Consider the following 15863-nt stretch of genomic DNA (forward strand, 5'->3'; position numbering starts at 1 on the left):
ATCCCAAAAGGGACGTCTGGACCGAGAAGTCCATGAGAGCTAGGTTGACGGCAAACAGTTAAGATACGCTGAAGCGGATGGAGACTTTTGAAGGCCTTGTTTATTCTGCCAAGAGGGCCGTTATTTTTACCAACTCTTCTTGTTTATCTATCGTTAATACCATGCCGCATTCACGGGCGAGCAGCAACGTGTAGATCGGCTGAACCGAGTGCGCATCGACCCGTTCAGGCTCTTCTCCGCTCAGAGTTTCCTTCATTCCGAGCGGAATGCGCGGATTGAGACCGCTGGCCTGAAGCGTGAAGGACGGAGATTGTGGATCGCCTTCCATTTCAACCTTGATTTCTCCACCGCGCGGAACGCACTGGTTGGCGATGAGAATCAAGTTGAGAAGTAGTTTTACGTAGTTCTTCGGCATCAGGTGCCGGGTCAATTGCCAATTTAGATCGGATTTTTCGTTTTCCATGAACCCGGTGGCAACGACCTGAGCATCCCCCAGGTCGATCTCTGCGCCTGCCGAGCCTGCAGCGCCGAAGGCAAGACGGGCGAACTGCAGTTTTGCAGATGCCTGGCGCGCGCTCTTGCGGATGAGGTCCATGGCGAATTCACGCATGTCCTCCGACCCCTCCTCGTCCAGCACTTCCAACCCGTTGGTTATCGCCCCGACGGGAGAAATGATGTCGTGGCAGACGCGGCTGGCCACCAGGGCGGCAAGATCAAGAGAGGAAAGCTCTTTTAGTGCAGACATGGCGTTTTGAGGCTCTTCTTGAGGAGGCGGCGGAAACTGATTCGGTATAGTGGTTGCAAGAGTTACACATCCGCACAGCGGCTGCCAAGGCAGCGGCGGGCAGCAAACCATGTCATCCAGATGAAAGTTTGCCCCGAAATCCGCCTTTTCCGGCGTCCGGGAACAGTTTAACCGGGTAACCACCTACCGCATCGGCACGCAGCCGACCCGTTCGGCATTGTCTTGGGCCGCCGTCATCAGCTGGCTGCCGTTGACGACGAACAGGAACCGGTTGACCACCGAATGGAAAAAGACCAGTCGTCCGTCGACAATGGCATAGATGAACGGATTGCCGGCCGTGCCAAAGCCCTCGGACAGCGCATACCCGCCGCAGGCGGCAAAAAGCGGTGCATAGGCTTCAGGATCCCGCTTGAAGGCGGCAAGATTGCCTTCATTGACGAAGATCCATTCCGTGCCACCCCATTTGTGCACATGGTTCCGCTTTCCCTTGCGCGGGTAACCATCGACGAAATAGCTCACCGGGTCATGTCCGCCGAGCGCGTATCCCGTGATCGGATCGGGAACGAAAACCTGGGGACGCGCGAAGACTTTCCCCGCAAAAAGACAGGAGAGCAGGATCAATACAGCACAAAGACATAACCTTGTCTTTTTTTGAGGCCAGCTTTCCATTGATTCGGCTTATGTAAGGTGCACCATCTCATGCGAATCAGCATGATATTGCATCAGTTTAACATTGCGGTCTGACCGAGCGGCAACAATCGGCGCGGCCAACAGATTTTGGGAGAATATCGAATGGCACAAAGTTCCCGGCGAGTTGTATCCCTGATATCGGCTGCGTTCCTGGCCTTGTGTGCATTTGCGTTTTCCAACCCGGCGTACTCCCAGAATTCCGGCAACGAGCCCATTCCGTCTGGACAAACCTACGACCAGGACGAAATCCTGCAGGCAGGCCACCAGTTCTTCGGCTCTGTTTCGGGTGGGCTTGCATCAGTCGTCGAGAAGGCCTTTTCCAGCTACGGCGAACCGAACGGTTACGTGCTTGGGGAAGAAGGCTCCGGCGCGCTTATCGCCGGCGCCCGCTATGGCGAAGGCAACCTCTACACACGCAACGCCGGCACTCACAAGCTGTTCTGGCAAGGCCCGTCCGTTGGCTGGGACTTTGGCGCGGATGGTGCCCGGGTGATGATGCTGGTCTATAACCTGCCCACCGTGAACTCCCTCTACACCCGCTTTGCCGGTGTCAACGGATCGGCCTACCTGGTCGGCGGGGTCGGCATGACCGTGCTCTTGAACAACGAAATCGTGCTGGTGCCTGTGCGCGCCGGTGTCGGCGCCCGTCTCGGGCTGAACATGGGATACCTGAAGTTCACCGACAAGCCGACCTGGAACCCGTTCTGATCGGACCAGGAAGGCGGCTGTCGCAACCTGCGACGAAGACGGGTTGCATTCGTTCCACGCAGGACACTTGGCGGCAGGCCTACTGTCGTCTAATGATGGAGTTGTGGGCGTTTTTTAGAACGTAACCGGGAGCCGGACTTGATTGAAGCAGCGATGTATGTGGCGCTGGGGTTTTGCACCGCCGGCCTGATCGGACTGGCAATCCTGCCCGCATTTTACCGCCGGGCCGCCCGACTGACCGAAGAAGCCCTGCGCGCCGTCAATCCGACCAGTTACGCTGAAGTCCGCGCTGCCCAGGACCAGGAACGCGCGCGCCATGCGGTCGAATTGCGCCGTGTCGAGAAGCGTCTCGACAACGAGCGTGAGAAGGCTGCGAAGTTTCAGCTCGAAACCACGCGGATGCGGGCGGAAGTTGAAGCGCTGACGAAATCTCACAAGCAAACGATTTCCGGCCTGGAAGCCAAGGTCGCCGCCCAGGCAAGTGATCAGCACGCTGTCGACATGCTGTCGTCCGAAGTGACCTCCCTGAAAAAGAAGCTGTCGGAAGCCGAACGGGCTCTTGCGGAAAGCTGGACAAAAGGCCCCGAAGACACGCCTGCCGAGGCGAAGCCGGAAGAACCCGCAGAAGACGACAGCGGCTGGCTGCCGGCGTCCGGCACCATGGCACTTGCGACAATCACCGGACTTGAAGCGGAAGTTGCCACTTTGAAGGCCAAGCTGGCCCGGTATGAGCCGACAGTTGCAGGCCAGATGGATGCTGCGCGCAGCGAAACCGCCAAGACAAGGCTCGCCGAACTGGAAGCCCAATTGGTCGACACGGAATCCAACTATGTGTCCGCACAGGCTGAAGTCACCCGTCTGTCGCTGATGCTGGACGCAGCCAGGCTTCCTGAAAACGAGCGCCAGAAACATCTTGATGCCGAGCTGGAAAAGCTTTCCGGCGAAGCCGCCCGCTACCAGGCCGACGCTGCTGAAAAAGACCGTGCGCTTCAGCGGATCACCGCCCAGATGGCAAAGCTGCAGAAGGACCTATCCTCGGTTCCTGCTCTCGTGGATCTGCGCCGCGATTTCCGCGCCCTTGCCGAAAAGCTGACCGGTCAGGCGTCTCCAGCCGTCAATGCTTCTGCCGCAGGCGCTCCCGCAAAGCCGGCACCGCCTTTCGTCCCGGTTTCTCTTCAGACCAAGGACAGCCCGCCGGAAGATCGCAACCGGCCTGGGGCATCCTCCAAGGAAAATCTGCAGGCAGACGCGGACCAGGGCACGACACAAGCTCAATCAAGATCCGGCGATATCGCCAACGCGGCTGAAGCGCTGGTGAGCAGGATCGTTGCCTCCAGCCGGAACAAGCCAAAGTCGGAGGCGGAAACAACGCCGGCAAGCACCGGCGCCGCGCAAGACAGCGACCGGAAAACGAAAGCCACGAAACAAAAAAAGAAAGATGTGGCTTGATCTGAGCAGGTCGCTCCGGTCATCTAGTCCGATGGACATTCGTCCGAATATTGAACGAACCTGACGCGCTGTTGCTCTTCGCCCGCATTTCCGTTTGCAGATGCAGGAACGCAGCCAGCCCGTCATGCACAGGATGAGTCTGCCGTATATGTTGATCGAACGCCACAACGCCATTCTCGAACTCGCACGGCAGATGGGCCGCGTCAGCGTCGACGATCTCGCCCGGCGGTTTGATGTCAGCCCGCAGACGATCCGCAAGGACCTCAACGAGCTTTGCGACCGGCGCCTGCTGGCGCGCACCCATGGCGGGGCCCTGCTGTCGTCCGGCATCGAAAATGTCGGCTACGAGGCCCGCAGGATCATCTCCAGCAGGGAAAAGGCAGACATCGGCGAGAAGGTTGCCTCGCTCATTCCCGACAACGCGTCCATCTTCATCAACATCGGCACCACCACGGAAGCGGTAGCACAGGCGCTGCTCCAGCATCGCGGCCTGATGGTGATCACCAACAACATCAACGTCGCCAGCCTGATGCGCGGCTATTCCCAGATCGAGGTGGTGATTGCCGGTGGCGTGTTGCGCCATTCCGACGGCGGCATTGTCGGCGAGGCCGCGGTGGACTTCATGCGCCAATTCAAGGTCGATTTTGCCGTCATCGGCGCTTCCGCGATCGATCCCGACGGCTCCCTGCTCGATTACGACTACCGGGAAGTGAAAGTCACCAAGACCATCATGGACAACGCCAGGCACGTCATTCTGGCCGCCGACAGCACCAAGTTCGAGCGCACTGCACCGGTCCGTGTCGGACACCTGCGACAGGTCACTACTTTCGTAACGGATTATTGCCCCTCGCCAGACTTCGCGCAGATCGCGCAAGACGCGGAAGTCGAGCTGATCGAGACCGGCCAGCAGGAAGACAGCACTGCCAGCTGATCGAACACAGCACTCCGTGTAACCGGTGCACAAACGGGTGGAGAACCCTGTGCGCAGGATGTGGATATGCTGTTTGTGCCTTGGGGAAAAATGGCACGCCCAACGGGACTCGAACCCGTGTTTCCGCCGTGAAAGGGCGGCGTCCTAGACCGCTAGACGATGGGCGCGCGGGGCTTGAGAAGCTCAGTGCCTCAAGCCGAGGACCGTGCGTATACGGCTGCATGACAAAAGACGCAAGCCCTAATTTTCATTTTTCTGTCACATGCCTGTTCATAACCGCGCGCCGTATGCGCGACGCTACGTCAGCGCGCGACAAAATCCGTGCGACCCAGTTGCTTGCCCGTGACAGGATCGAAGCGCAGTAGCGCCGTCTTGCTGCCTTCGCGCACCAGAACCAGCAAGAGACCGTTCGAAAGGTCGGCCTGCAAAATTTCCGCGTCAGCGCCAACTGCCACTGTTGCGGCATATTGATCGGCTGAAACATCGGACTTATTGGAGTTGATCTTGTAGAGAATTGCTGCAAAGACAGCGATAAAGCCGGCGATCATGACGAGGGACGAGCCGAGCAACAGACGCTTCAGCTTGGCCTGGATGCGTTCGGCCGCAGGATCAAGCGGCTTTTCACCCGGCCCCTCATCCCGATAATCAGGTTGTGACATGACAGACAATTCCCTCGAGTATCCGGCCGGTCTGGACCAGGATTTCAGTTTAACAGTTGATGCAGCCGATGCCGGGAAACGGCTGGATGCGGTGCTGGCGGCTCATCTGGAAGCCCTTAGCCGCAACAGGATCCAGTCCCTGATCAAGTCCGGGGACGTCACCGTCGGCGGCGCGAAAATAGTGGAGCCGAAATACCGGGTCAATGAAGGCGATGCCCTGACCCTCACTTTGCCGCAGGCGGAAGACCCCGAGCCCAAGGGCGAGGACATCCCCGTCTCGGTCGTCTTTGAGGACGAACATCTTATCGTGGTCGACAAACCGGCGGGGCTTGTCGTCCATCCTGGCGCCGGCAACTGGACCGGCACCCTCGTCAATGCACTCATCCATCATTGCGGTGACAGCCTTTCCGGCATCGGCGGCGTGAAGCGCCCCGGCATCGTTCACCGGATCGACAAGGACACCTCCGGACTGCTTGTCGTCGCCAAGACCGACCAGGCCCACAAGGGCCTTGCAGCCCAGTTTGCCGACCACGGCCGCACCGGACCGCTGGAACGCGCCTATTCGGCTCTGGTCTGGGGAGCACCCTCCGGCCTGAAAGGCACGATCAACGCCAATCTGGCCCGCTCACAGGCAAACCGTCAGAAGATTGCCGTCGTCAAGACTTCCGGTCGCCACGCCATCACCCACTGGCAGGTGAAGGAGCGCTTCGGCAATGCCGAACAGCCTGCGCTCGCCTCGCTGCTGGAATGCCGCCTTGAAACCGGACGCACACACCAGATCCGCGTGCACATGGCTCATATCGGTCATCCGCTGATCGGTGACGACGATTACGGGTCGGGTTTCAAGACCAAGGCAAACAGGCTGGATGAGCCGCTCAAAAGCCTCGTGAACGGTTTTCACAGGCAAGCCCTGCATGCCGGCCTGCTGGCTTTCGAACACCCGGCAAATGGTAAAACCTTGCGCTTTGAGAGCCCTTACCCGGATGATTTCGCAAATCTTTTGTCCGGATTACAAAAATTTTAGGATGCGTTTTCGTTTTCTGACCATGCAATCGACCAATTTGGACCTATATTAGAAGCTTCTGTGTGCCTGTACGGACACTATTGTGCGTCCGCCTTCCCTCAAAAATGGCTTGCTTGCGTATCACTGCGGGGCAGCGGGAGGAAGGGGTCGCAAACTTGACGAAAGGGGGTGCATGTTATGGCCCAGAACGTTCCGACGCTTACAGCAGGGGAAGGCGGTCTCAGCCGGTATCTGGACGAGATCCGCAAGTTTCCAATGCTTCAGCCGCAGGAAGAGTACATGCTCGCCAAGCGCTACAAAGAGCATGAAGACCCTGAAGCTGCAGAACGCCTAGTCAATTCCCATCTACGCCTCGTCGCCAAGATTGCCATGGGTTACCGCGGGTATGGCCTGCCGATAGGAGAAGTCGTTTCCGAAGGCAACGTCGGCCTGATGCAAGCGGTCAAGCGCTTTGAACCGGACAAGGGATTCCGGCTCGCGACCTATGCCATGTGGTGGATCAAGGCGGCTATCCAGGAATACATCCTGCGCTCATGGTCCCTCGTGAAAATGGGGACCACGGCCAACCAGAAACGCCTGTTCTTCAACCTGCGTCGCCTCAAGGGCAAGATCCAGGCGCTGGACGAAGGCGATCTGAAGCCGCATCAGGTCTCTGAGATTGCCACCAAACTCGGGGTGTCCGAGGAGGAAGTGGTGTCCATGAACCGCCGTCTGGGCGGCGATGCCAGCCTGAATGCGCCCGTGCGCGCGGAAGCTGATGCCGGTGAATGGCAGGACTGGCTTGTCGATGAAAGCGACAGTCAGGAAACCCTGCTTGCCAATCAGGAAGAGCTGGACATGCGTCGCAAGATGCTGAACGACGCGATGGACGTGCTCAACGAGCGCGAACGGCGCATCTTTGAAGCACGTCGCCTGGCCGAAGACCCGATGACGCTGGAAGACCTTTCGGGCGAATTCGGCGTCAGCCGCGAGCGCGTCCGCCAGATCGAGGTTCGCGCTTTCGAAAAGGTTCAGAAAGCCGTGCGCAACAGCGCCCGGACAATGGACCAGCCCACGGCCTGAGATAGCCGAACCTGGAAGAAACAAAAAAGCGCTGGAGCCCGGGCTCCAGCGCTTTTCTTTTGCTTGAAAGTCCTTCCCGGTGTCATCCCGGACGCAGCACAGCGAAGATCCGGGATCGGAGAGCCCAGACGCCATCGACTGAAAACCACAGACACTTACGGAGACTTCCGCCTCCCCGGTCCCGGCTCGCGCTACGCTTGGCCGGGGTGACGACCGAGAGAGGGAGCTTCTTTGCCGGTGGTCAGAAGCGCTGGAGACTGGCTCCAGCGCCGTCTTGTCCTTGGCAACGTTCCTTCAACTCCTCAGCGGATTTCGGCTGTGTAGCTCTCCACCGGCACGACTTTGCTGATCAGACCGGCTTCGGCCATGAATTCCGCAAAGCGCTGGTAGCGGCCTTCATCAAGTGCAGCGGGACGCTTGGCGAACCGCGGCAACGTATCGAACCATGCCCGCCTGTTCAGCTCGTCATTGAGGTTCGGATACGCTTCTATGAAGGCATTCCAGGCTTCTTCCGGGTGATTGCTCAGATAGATGGTGGCCGCTTCCACGGCTGCCAGGAACCTGGCAAAGCGGGGATCGTCCGTCTTGTCCTTGTTGACGACATAGATCAGCTCATCAAAGATCGGCACACCGTTTTCTTCCGGGAAGAAAGCCTTGCCGGGTTTGCCTTCGATTTCGAGCTGGGTGAGCTCGAAATTGCGATATGCGCCGATCACCGCATCCACCTGACCGGCAAGCAGAGAGCCTGACAACGCGAAATTGACGTTCACCAGCTCGACATCATCCATGGTCAAACCGGCCGAACGCAGCATCTGGCCCAGCATCGCGTCCTCGAAGCCGGACACGGAAAAACCGACACTCTTCCCCTTGAGGTCCTTTAGTTCCTGTATCGGGCCGTCCTTCAGCACGATGAGAGAATTGAGGGGCGTTTCCACCAGCGTACCGATCCATTTCAGCGGCAGCTCTTCCTCGATTTGCGCATGAAGCGTCGGCTGATAGGACACCGCGATATCGCCCTGCCCGGCAGCAACCAGTTTCGGCGGCATTGCCGGGTCCGCCGGTTCGATGATCTCAACCTCGAGGCCTTCTGCCTCGAAGAAACCCTTGGTCTGCGCAGTTACCAGCGGCGCGTGATCCGGATTGATGAACCAGTCGAGCAGCAAGGTCAGTTTCTCACTGGCCTGTACCGGCCCCGATGCCAACAGCCCGGCGGCCAATGCGAGTGACAGGATTTGTTTTTTCATGAGGTCCTCCGTAGAGCGGCAGCTAGGTGAGCGGCTGCCAGGGAACAAGAAGTCGGGTGAGATGGTTCACGGCAAAGCGCATGATCAGCACCATCGCCGCGAGCAGGATCAGGGCGGCGAACATCATGTCCGCCTGCATCCGGTTGCTGCTTTGAAGCATGATGAAGGCAAGGCCTCCTTTTGCCCCGGCCCATTCGCCGATGATCGCCCCCATGGGAGCGAACACCGCGGCCACCCGCAGGCCGGAGGCAAACGCCGGCAAGCCTGACGGCAGGCGAAAGAACCAGAGTTCCTTCAGGCGAGACAGACGATAAAGCCGGGCGAGATCGCACAAACCCGGGTCAAGCCGCTGCAGGCCATCGAAAAACGTCGATGTGACCGTGAAGAAGATGACCAGGATGATGACGACGATCTTGGAGGCCAGCCCGAAACCGAGCCAGAGCACCAGGATCGGCGCGATTGCGAAAACAGGCAGGGCCTGCGTCACCAGAATGGGCGGCATGGCAAATCTTGCAGCAATCGGAAACAGCCACAAAAGAACGGAAAGCAATGCCCCGGCGGCTGCCCCCAGCACAAACCCGAGCACCGTCTCATAGGCGGTGATGCCGGCATGATGCAGAAGGAAGCCTGCGTGTTTGACAAAGGCTGTAAAGACGCGGTCCGGACCCGGCAGGATATAATGCTGGGTGTCGAACACATGGACGATTGCCGCCCAGATAACGACAGTCAGCAGCAGGCCGAGTATGGTCCTGGCAACAGCTTTCACAAACGCCATCATCCCGCAGCCCCCGCCGCCATTGGCCAACAGGAACGCATGAAAGCCGATACCGGCATTCGGATGTGCGGCGACCGCAGTGGTCGCAGACAAGTACGCATAGGATCTCCCGTCTTCGGACAAGCCGAAAATGACAATGGAGATCCGGGAATAGGCTAAGGATTCCGTCCCTTCGCCGGCATGACCCGGATCAGGTTCTAAGGGTTCGGCATTACGCCATCTCAGCTCCGGTAACCGGAACACCCCTCGGACCAAGCCGGACCATGCCTTGTGTGACGGAAAAAGGCAAGCCGCCGTGAGGCGGCTTCTTCAGATTTTGAAAGGAGGCAGGTTGGCGCTTAGCCGGCTTGCCAGGACGTGATCGCCTTTTCAACGGCATCTGCACCGGCGGTTCCCTTTTCCAGGGTCAGGATGCCGCGCTTGCCGTTTTCGTAAAGCATCGGAATGTCGATCCAGCCGCGTTCGCGCAGCAGGGCGAGATTGCGTTGCTGCTCGTTCGGCAAGCTGGAAAGGGCAATCCAGAAAAAGCCCGGGGACACTTTCACGGAAGCGCCGATCAGCGCATCGCCACGAGCTTCTTCCGTAGGCTTCATGACCAGGCCTGGCACGTTGACGACGTCACCTGGAGCGAAGTTTTCCGGGAACTCGTACTTGATCTCGACCAGATGGCTGGCGGGCAAGGAAGTATCGTCATTCGGCTTGATGCGAATGTCGACCTTCACATCCCGCTCGGGGATTTCAATGGAGGCGCTCAGAACCGCGAGAGCCTTGCCGTCCAGATTCGTTTCTTCATCGACACCCCAAACGACAGCGCCTTGCGCAGCCGTTCCGGCACCGCCGGACTCTTCCCCTTCTTCGTAAAGGATAGAGCGCTGCACCGAGGAATCCGCAGCCGTAGCGGACGGAGCCGGTGAAGTTTCGTCCGGCGAAATGGCCGAGAGATTGTCTTCCGGCACCGCAATCGGGCTTTCGGTGGTCGCAGAAGACTGATCGTTTTCTCCGCTCGTCACGATGGACGGCTGGGAAGGTTCGGGCGCAGCGGAAGCTGGTGTATCGACCTGCGGTGTATCGGCCGGCGCAGGCGAATCAGACTGTCCGGTAATCGTCGTCGTGGTTACCGTGCGTGCATCCGGGGCAACCACATCCGTCTCGCCTTCGTTCAACAGGCGGTCGGTGTTTTTCGAAGGCTCTTCACCTTCTCCGGCAGGGGCAGCGGTCGAAGGCTCCGGCGTGGTGTCCGGCTGCGTATCGACAGGCGTTTGCGAAGAAGACGCAACCGGCACGTTGCCGCTATCGGCCGTCTCATCGCCCGCAGGCATCAGGAAATAGGCTCCGGCGCCCAGGAGCACCAGCAACAGGACACCCGCAGCAATGACGATCGGAACGGTGCGGCTGCCGGATGAATCACCGCGCAGCGCATCCGAAGCACTCGGCTTGGCGCGCTTGGAGCGGCTTTTCTTGGAGGCCGACTTGTCCTTCGGCTTGGCTGTTTCCTCGCCTGGATAAGTCTGATCGGCGGGATCGGCCGCACCGGTGGTATCCGCAGGCTCGAACAGGCCATCATCTGTCTGTTCCGGCTGCACAGGTCCGCCGAAAGAGGGCTCCTGGCGCACAGGCGCAGCGCCCGGGTCGGCAGCTTCCTTGGCGTGGTGAACAGCCTGGCTGGCCGCGGTGCCAAGCGCTTCGGCCTGTGTCAGGGTTTCCTTCAAGGGCGACGGAGCCGGGGTATCCACCACCGGTGCTGCAGTTGTTTCAGGTTCCTGTGGTGCAGGCGCAGGCGCTTCCGGCGCAGCCTCTGCCACCGGCTCAGCCGAAGGCGGTGTCACGGGCGGCGCGGAAACCTGCGGCGCCGGGGTCGGCGTTTCGACCTTCGGAACAGTGGGGCTGAGACCGAGGCTTTCGCGGGCGGCTTCGGCTTCCACCTTGCGAATGGCTTCTTCCAGACGCAGCTGCTCGGCCGTGATCTCGGACGGCGCCAGCGGCGGCTCGTAGGCTTTCAGCTGATTGACGATGGCATTGCGCGCACGGCTGTAAACGCTTCTGCGTGCAGCACCATTGTTTTCAGGTAAAGACGCGATCGTTTTCTTCAGAATTGAATAGTAATCAGCCATCTTCCTGCCTACCGGCCGACTGCAAGGATCTGTTCTGCGGGCCCGAGATTTCGTTTCATTCTCAGGCTTATAGCAAGTTTTTCGAAAACCGGTGCTATTTCTTCAATAACTTCGCCGCGACAGAGAACCTCGCAGTACCCTTTTCCTAACACAGATTGTTTGTTCGGCACACACATGGAACGCCGAAAACGAAAGGTGGTTGCGTGCGGTGATTCGCAGCACGCAACCGCAGTCCTTAATAATGTGCTTCTAACGTCACAGATCTCAATCCTGGAAGGGATTCTGCACAAGAATTGTGTCGTCCCGTTCCGGACTTGTCGACAGAAGAGCGACCGGAGCACCGATCAGTTCTTCGACGTGACGCACATATTTGATCGCCTGCGCCGGCAGATCGGCCCAGGTGCGAGCACCTTCGGTCGATTCCTTCCAGCCCGGCAGGCTTTCGTAAATCGGCTTCACGCGCTCCTGGGCACCCTGCGAAGCCGGCAGATAATCGATGCGCTCGCCGTCCAGTTCGTAGCCGATGCAGATCTTGATTTCATCAAGACCGTCCAGAACATCCAGCTTGGTCAGCGCGATGCCGGTGATGCCCGAGGTGCAGACGGTCTGGCGCACCAGCACAGCGTCGAACCAGCCGCAGCGGCGGCGGCGGCCGGTAACCGTACCGAACTCGTGACCGCGCGTACCGAGGAACTCGCCGATCTCGTCCTTCAGTTCGGTCGGGAACGGGCCCTCACCGACGCGTGTCGTATAGGCCTTGGTAATACCGAGCACATAGTTGATCGAATTCGGGCCAAGGCCACTGCCTGCCGCAGCCTGGCCGGCGACCGTGTTGGACGACGTCACGAAGGGATAGGTGCCGTGGTCGATGTCGAGCAACGCGCCCTGTGCACCTTCGAAAAGGATACGCTTGCCCTGACGGCGCAGATCGTCCAGCAGGTACCAGACCTTGTCCATGTAGGGCAGGACCTTGTCCGCAACGCTGGCAAGTTCGTCGTAGATCGCCTGGGCGGAAACCTCATCCTGGCCAAGCCCCCGGCGCAGCGCATTGTGGTGCGTCAGCAAGCGGTCGATCTTGGCTGGCAGAGTGGCAAGGTTCTTCAGGTCCATCAAACGGATAGCGCGGCGGCCAACCTTGTCTTCATACGCAGGTCCGATACCGCGCTTGGTGGTGCCGATGCGCGTTCCGGTGTTGGAATTCTCGCGCAACGCATCAAGCTCGCGGTGCAGAGACAGGATCAGCGTTGCGTTCTCGGCAACACGCAGGCTTTCCGGCGTCACCACGACGCCCTGCTTGCTGAGGCGTTCGACTTCCTCTGCCAGCGCATGCGGATCCAGCACGACGCCGTTGCCGATGACGGACAGCTTGCCTTCGCGTGCAACCCCGGACGGCAGGAGAGACAGCTTGTAGCTGACACCGTCGATGACAAGGGTATGACCGGCATTGTGCCCGCCCTGGAACCTTACGATGACATCGGCTTGTTCCGACAACCAGTCGACAATCTTGCCTTTGCCTTCGTCACCCCATTGCGAACCGACAACAACCACATTCGCCATCTAGACTTTGCTCTCCTGAAGCAGCTTCCGCACCATCCGAAACTTGTCCGGGGCGCCAACACGACAAGCCCCGGCAACCGGACCGGGGCAAACGGCGCGGACTATAGACAGGTTTCCCTGCTCATGCGAGTCTCCGCAGGGAGATTGAGAGCCAAAAGCAGGTTTTTTTGCCAGCTCTCCTGATCGGCCCGGTCACCCCTGTGACAATTGACCAGTCATGACGTGCACCTGAACGGACTTTTCCCGGATTAGACTGCATTTGCGGCAATGTCGCGACGGCAGATTATTTAGCCGGTGGCTCACCTGCATCCGGCTTGTCGTTGCGCGCAAGCCTGAAAATCATCGGCGACGTGCGCAGCAGCCAGACAAAGCGATGCCGCTTGCTTGCGGGAACAGCGTCCCGGCTGACGATCCGCGCGAAGATGAACACCACGAGCGACAGGTGCAGTGTGGCGGTATAGAGGAAGAAGGCCGAGGGGCCGAATTGCTCCATCACCAGTGAGGCAATGAACGGCCCCGCCATGGCGCCCACGCCATAGGCAAGTGTGAGCCCCGCCACCACATCGATGAATTGTCCGGGCTCGGCATTGTCGTTGGCATGGGCCGCACAAAGGGAATAGAGCGGCAGGGCAAATCCGCCAAACAGGAAGACGCCTGCAAAAAGCTCCAGCCGGGTCGAAGACCCCGATATAAAGAGACAGGCCAGCCCGGCACCGACGGTAAAGACGCCGAGCACGACACGCCGGTCGAGCCGGTCGGACAGCCAGCCTGCGGGATACTGGAAGATCGCCCCGGCAAAGACCCAGATCGCGATGAATGCGGCAACCGTTTCAAGCCCCAGTCCAATTCCTTCCGCATAAACCGGACCAACCATGCGGAACGCACCGTTGGTAAGGCCGATGGTAAAGACGGCGACAAGGGCGACCGGAGACACGCGCCACAACATGAGCGGATCGAAGAACCGCGCGGGCGGCGCTGCGGGATTGCGCTCACTTGTCAGGGAGATCGGCACCAGCGCGAAACAGAACAGGATGGCCAGAACGATCAGAATATCAGGACCAAGCGGACCGAACGCAGGCAGCATGAACTGGCTGCCCATGACGGCGATCATGTCGACTATCCGGTAGACGGAAAGGATCCGCCCGCGGGACGAATTGGTGGCGATGGAATTGAGCCAGCTTTCCAGAACCATCGTCGTGCCGCAAAAAGCTGCCCCGCTCACCAGACGCACGACCATCCAGAGCCAGCCGGCGGGTGTGAAGGCAATCGCCAGAATGGCGATGGCGCTGATTGCAGCCAGCGTGGAAAAGACGCGAATATGCCCTGCTCGCGCGATCAGAAACGGTGTCAGCAGCACACCGACGATCATGCCGCCGAAATAGCACGAGCCCAGCAACCCGATGAGCGCATCGGACATGCCTTCCGATTTGGCACGCACCGAAATCATTGTCACGGAAAGTCCGTTCGCACCCAGGAGGCAAGCGGCAGCAACCAGCAACGGTGTCAAACGTCCGGCAAGCGATCTGGAATCCGCTGCGGGGGCAACCTGGGTCATGAATGAAGAACTCTTCCGAGCAGCCGAAGAAAACGCGGCCTCGATACTGTTGCCGGAGTGAACCGACTGCGCAAGCCCAGGACCGACGCTTGCACAGACAAAACGGACAGGCCGCCTCAATTCGTCGTCGAAAGCAGGAAGACAGCCCGGACAATGCCTACCTTCACCTCACCGGTCTTGGCGGCCCGACGAACAAGGGGCGCCCCAAATCATCACGCCCCATCCTCACAAGCGACCAGTCCTCTACTCGCGTTTCGGGTGTTCTTCCTTCCGGTGGGGTGCTACCTGAGAAACATCACTCAATCAGAGATCGTGCAATGCCACTTCGTAACTGGATCATGCTGACCGTCCTTGGCGCCATCTGGGGCGGGTCCTTTTTGTTCGCAAAGGTGGCCGTTGCCGAAATCCCGCCGTTTGTTCTCGTATTCCTGCGTGTTTCCATTGCCTGCACGGTCCTGCTGATGATCCTTTGGCATCGTGGCATGTTGAACCGGCTGGAGAAAAAATATGCCGTGCCGTTTCTGGTCATGGGACTGCTGAACAACGCCATTCCCTTCTCTCTCCTGTTTCTCGGACAGACAGAAATCGGTGCGGGCCTCGCATCCATCCTGAACGCGACGACGCCTGTCTTCACGGTGATCGTGGCTGGTCTGCTGACAAGACAGGAAACGCTTCAGGGCAACAGGATTGCCGGTGTGGTGCTGGGTGTTGCAGGTGTCGCCATCATGTTGTGGAGCAGCCTGTCGGGCCTTGCGAGCGACCCGTTGTGGGCACAGCTTTGCTGTCTGGGTGCCGCGATCTCCTATGCCTGCGCGGCGACCTTCGCCCGCCGCTTCAGGACGCTGCCGCCGCAAGTAACGGCAACGGGTCAGTTGCTCGGCTCGACCACCCTCATGCTGCCGGTTGCTCTTCTGACTGCCGGTAACTGGACCATGGCCGATCCCAGCCTGACGGCCTGGCTCAATGTGCTCGCGCTCGGCGTATTGGCAACCGCCCTTGCCTACCTGATCTATTTCCAGATTCTGGCCGAAGCCGGCGCGACCAACGCTTCGCTGGTCACGCTCCTTGTCCCGGCAAGCGCTCTCTTCTTCGGCTGGTTGATCCTGGGAGAAAATCTGGGTGTGCTTCAGCTTGGCGGATTTGCCGTGCTGCTGGCAGGCCTCGTCGTTCTTGACGGGCGCATCCTCAAAAAGCGCCGCGCGCCGGCAGTCTGATCGGTCGGGAAAAAAGGAGCCTTCTGCAAAAGGCAGAAGGCTCAAGCGCCAGGAACTTGGGCTGCACCTGACGTACATCCGGAAGGCGCGATTAGGGGCACGCACCCTTTTTGACCGGATAGCGGATCAGCGGGCGTTC

The 15863-nt window shown here is 59.5% G+C and carries 14 protein-coding genes, 1 tRNA gene and 1 riboswitch; of the genes, 6 read left to right on the forward strand and 9 right to left on the reverse strand.

Going from position 1 to position 15863, the window contains the following annotated elements; translation table 11 throughout:
- Window positions 1–100: 100 nt before the first annotated feature.
- Together chpT and ACVDG9_RS21675 are read right to left on the reverse strand one after the other, a co-directional pair.
- On the reverse strand, window positions 101–745 hold the full coding sequence (gene chpT / locus ACVDG9_RS21670) for a histidine phosphotransferase ChpT (RefSeq protein WP_023003413.1): 645 nt from the start codon (window positions 743–745) through the stop codon (window positions 101–103).
- Window positions 746–928: 183 nt separating this feature from the next.
- Window positions 929–1366 carry a YHS domain-containing (seleno)protein gene (locus ACVDG9_RS21675; protein ID WP_023003414.1) on the reverse strand — a complete coding sequence of 146 codons (438 nt, stop codon included), beginning with the start codon at window positions 1364–1366 and terminating at the stop codon, window positions 929–931.
- Between the two features lie 171 nt (window positions 1367–1537).
- Between ACVDG9_RS21675 and ACVDG9_RS21680 the strand changes: the two genes are divergently transcribed.
- The 3 genes from ACVDG9_RS21680 (at window position 1538) to ACVDG9_RS21690 (ending at window position 4523) form a co-directional block, all read left to right on the forward strand.
- Window positions 1538–2143, forward strand: coding sequence for a DUF1134 domain-containing protein (locus ACVDG9_RS21680; RefSeq protein WP_023003415.1), 606 nt, complete (start codon window positions 1538–1540; stop codon window positions 2141–2143).
- Between the two features lie 138 nt (window positions 2144–2281).
- Complete coding sequence (locus ACVDG9_RS21685; RefSeq protein ID WP_447238950.1) at window positions 2282–3592, forward strand: coiled-coil domain-containing protein; 1311 nt, start codon at window positions 2282–2284, stop codon at window positions 3590–3592.
- Between the two features lie 148 nt (window positions 3593–3740).
- The gene (locus tag ACVDG9_RS21690; protein WP_031270508.1) at window positions 3741–4523 is read left to right on the forward strand and encodes a DeoR/GlpR family DNA-binding transcription regulator; all 783 of its coding nucleotides are present in this window, start codon (window positions 3741–3743) and stop codon (window positions 4521–4523) included.
- Between the two features lie 91 nt (window positions 4524–4614).
- Here ACVDG9_RS21690 and ACVDG9_RS21695 read toward each other — a convergent pair.
- Both ACVDG9_RS21695 and ACVDG9_RS21700 read right to left on the reverse strand, forming a co-directional pair.
- Window positions 4615–4690 (reverse strand) — tRNA-Glu (locus ACVDG9_RS21695).
- Window positions 4691–4825: 135 nt separating this feature from the next.
- Window positions 4826–5182 (reverse strand): hypothetical protein, encoded by a 357-nt coding sequence (locus ACVDG9_RS21700; protein ID WP_023003421.1) that lies wholly within the window; start codon window positions 5180–5182, stop codon window positions 4826–4828.
- Between ACVDG9_RS21700 and ACVDG9_RS21705 the strand changes: the two genes are divergently transcribed.
- Both ACVDG9_RS21705 and rpoH read left to right on the forward strand, forming a co-directional pair.
- A complete protein-coding gene (locus ACVDG9_RS21705) occupies window positions 5181–6206 on the forward strand; it encodes an RluA family pseudouridine synthase (RefSeq protein WP_075284841.1) in 1026 nt (341 codons plus the stop codon). The two genes, ACVDG9_RS21700 and ACVDG9_RS21705, sit on opposite strands and share 2 nt — an antisense overlap.
- A 177-nt stretch (window positions 6207–6383) precedes the next feature.
- Window positions 6384–7268, forward strand: a complete 885-nt coding sequence (gene rpoH / locus ACVDG9_RS21710; protein ID WP_062487082.1) for an RNA polymerase sigma factor RpoH — start codon at window positions 6384–6386, stop codon at window positions 7266–7268.
- Window positions 7269–7570: 302 nt separating this feature from the next.
- On the opposite strand, the gene ACVDG9_RS21715 is transcribed toward rpoH, so the two are convergent.
- The 5 genes from ACVDG9_RS21715 to ACVDG9_RS21735 form a co-directional block, all read right to left on the reverse strand.
- Window positions 7571–8512, reverse strand: a complete 942-nt coding sequence (locus ACVDG9_RS21715; RefSeq protein WP_447238951.1) for an ABC transporter substrate-binding protein — start codon at window positions 8510–8512, stop codon at window positions 7571–7573.
- Between the two features lie 22 nt (window positions 8513–8534).
- Window positions 8535–9380, reverse strand: a complete 846-nt coding sequence (locus ACVDG9_RS21720) for an ABC transporter permease (RefSeq protein ID WP_370199720.1) — start codon at window positions 9378–9380, stop codon at window positions 8535–8537.
- Window positions 9381–9437: 57 nt separating this feature from the next.
- A riboswitch (TPP riboswitch) is annotated at window positions 9438–9544 on the reverse strand.
- An 81-nt stretch (window positions 9545–9625) separates the two neighbouring features.
- Window positions 9626–11398, reverse strand: a complete 1773-nt coding sequence (locus ACVDG9_RS21725; protein ID WP_447238952.1) for a hypothetical protein — start codon at window positions 11396–11398, stop codon at window positions 9626–9628.
- 264 nt (window positions 11399–11662) lie between these two features.
- Complete coding sequence (locus tag ACVDG9_RS21730; RefSeq protein WP_023003427.1) at window positions 11663–12955, reverse strand: adenylosuccinate synthase; 1293 nt, start codon at window positions 12953–12955, stop codon at window positions 11663–11665.
- Between the two features lie 283 nt (window positions 12956–13238).
- Window positions 13239–14510: an MFS transporter gene (locus ACVDG9_RS21735; RefSeq protein WP_077291776.1), complete on the reverse strand. Its 1272-nt coding sequence runs from the start codon at window positions 14508–14510 to the stop codon at window positions 13239–13241.
- Between the two features lie 317 nt (window positions 14511–14827).
- Here ACVDG9_RS21735 and ACVDG9_RS21740 point away from each other — a divergent pair, with 317 nt between their 5' ends.
- Window positions 14828–15724: a DMT family transporter gene (locus ACVDG9_RS21740; protein WP_447238953.1), complete on the forward strand. Its 897-nt coding sequence runs from the start codon at window positions 14828–14830 to the stop codon at window positions 15722–15724.
- The last annotated feature ends 139 nt before the right edge of the window (window positions 15725–15863 follow it).

This window comes from Roseibium sp. RP-7 (genome assembly GCF_053005225.1).

Excerpts from the sequence above, each read along its gene's own strand:
- ACVDG9_RS21735 (WP_077291776.1), bottom strand. The coding sequence starts at position 14,510 with ATGACCCAGGTTGCCCCCGCAGCGGATTCCAGATCGCTTGCCGGACGT.
- ACVDG9_RS21705 (WP_075284841.1), top strand. The coding sequence starts at position 5,181 with ATGACAGACAATTCCCTCGAGTATCCGGCCGGTCTGGACCAGGATTTC.
- ACVDG9_RS21690 (WP_031270508.1), top strand. The coding sequence starts at position 3,741 with ATGTTGATCGAACGCCACAACGCCATTCTCGAACTCGCACGGCAGATG.
- ACVDG9_RS21725 (WP_447238952.1), bottom strand. The coding sequence starts at position 11,398 with ATGGCTGATTACTATTCAATTCTGAAGAAAACGATCGCGTCTTTACCT.
- ACVDG9_RS21715 (WP_447238951.1), bottom strand. The coding sequence starts at position 8,512 with ATGAAAAAACAAATCCTGTCACTCGCATTGGCCGCCGGGCTGTTGGCA.
- chpT (WP_023003413.1), bottom strand. The coding sequence starts at position 745 with ATGTCTGCACTAAAAGAGCTTTCCTCTCTTGATCTTGCCGCCCTGGTG.
- rpoH (WP_062487082.1), top strand. The coding sequence starts at position 6,384 with ATGGCCCAGAACGTTCCGACGCTTACAGCAGGGGAAGGCGGTCTCAGC.
- ACVDG9_RS21680 (WP_023003415.1), top strand. The coding sequence starts at position 1,538 with ATGGCACAAAGTTCCCGGCGAGTTGTATCCCTGATATCGGCTGCGTTC.
- ACVDG9_RS21700 (WP_023003421.1), bottom strand. The coding sequence starts at position 5,182 with ATGTCACAACCTGATTATCGGGATGAGGGGCCGGGTGAAAAGCCGCTT.
- ACVDG9_RS21740 (WP_447238953.1), top strand. The coding sequence starts at position 14,828 with ATGCCACTTCGTAACTGGATCATGCTGACCGTCCTTGGCGCCATCTGG.
- ACVDG9_RS21730 (WP_023003427.1), bottom strand. The coding sequence starts at position 12,955 with ATGGCGAATGTGGTTGTTGTCGGTTCGCAATGGGGTGACGAAGGCAAA.